Source organism: [Lactobacillus] timonensis, from assembly GCF_900240275.1.
GTDB lineage: Bacteria > Bacillota > Bacilli > Lactobacillales > Lactobacillaceae > Limosilactobacillus > Limosilactobacillus timonensis.
On record NZ_LT964774.1, the window covers coordinates 1 to 1,271 of the forward strand.

General features: G+C 36.8%; 1 protein-coding gene. It reads left to right on the top strand.

Annotated features, from left to right (window positions below; all coding sequences use genetic code 11):
* The first annotated feature begins 452 nt into the window (after nucleotides 1–452).
* On the top strand, nucleotides 453–1,106 hold the full coding sequence (locus C1710_RS08110) for a VTT domain-containing protein (protein WP_102281915.1): 654 nt from the start codon (nucleotides 453–455) through the stop codon (nucleotides 1,104–1,106).
* The last annotated feature ends 165 nt before the right edge of the window (nucleotides 1,107–1,271 follow it).

Below are 1,271 nucleotides of genomic sequence, written 5' to 3' on the forward strand. Positions count from 1 at the left end.
AATAGCTCTCAAATTATTAGTTAAGCGAATTGACTTCGCAAATGTTTTGCCTCGATCATAAGATCAAGGACCCTGCACATTTGTGTTCGTCGAAACTTTGTTCAGTTTTCAAAGGTCTACCTTGCTGTTGCAACGTTGCAACAGCGTTTATAATGTTAACAAATGTCTAAGAGAAAGTCAAGAACTTTTTTAACTCTTTGACGATTGTCAGTTGTGAAGGAAGATGATTAACAACTCCCTGACAACGGTTATTAACTATACTGTTAATTCAGCATATTGTCAATAAAAAGTCCGAATTTTTTTGACCTTTTTTTGATAGCCAATCAAAAGCCTTGAACCCACTACTTTTTGAAAGAATCCTAAAGCTATTGAACACAACTTGGCAAAGCCTTAGCAAGTTGATAAAATCATCCTTGTTAACTAACAACAATACAATATATAAGGAGTTCATCTTGGCTACTTTAATTGATTTCATTCTTCATATTGACAAGCATTTAATTGCTATCGTCAACCAGTATGGCGACTTTACATACTTAATTTTATTCGCGATTATCTTTATTGAAACTGGCGCAGTAATTCTGCCTTTCCTTCCAGGCGACTCACTCCTTTTTGCAGCTAGTGCTCTTGCTGCAGATAGTCGCTACCACCTTAACATTTGGCTATTCGTTGTCCTTTTCTTTGTTGCTTGTGTTACTGGTGACTCACTAAACTTTATCATTGGCCACAAAATTGGTAAAAACCTCTCTAATCACTCCCTCTTTGGTAAACTTATTGATAAAAAAAGCTTAGAAAAAACGGAACGTTTCTTCGAACGACACGGAGCTTCCGCAATTATCCTCGCCCGTTTTATGCCCATCATTAGAACCTTTGCACCATTTGCTTCTGCAGGTTCTGGTTTTCCATACAGCCACTTCATCCGTTTTAGCTTGATTGGCTGTACTTTATGGGTTGCTCTTTGCTGCTCATGTGGCTACTTCTTTGGAAATATGCCATTTGTTCAGGAGCATTTTTCCGTAATTATTATCGCTATCATTGGTATTTCATTAATCCCCGCGATCATCGGTGCAATCCGTAGTCGACTTAACAACAAGGCCACTGAAGATTAATCATTCAATCAAATAAAACAAAACCGCCAGCCAAAAAATGAAGTGCCCTAGAATTGTTAGACACGAATCTAACAATTCTGGGGTATTTTTATGTCTAAATATTCATATCAATTTAAAGTTAGAGCAGTTCAAGACTACTTGAACAAAAGTCATGACTATTCATTA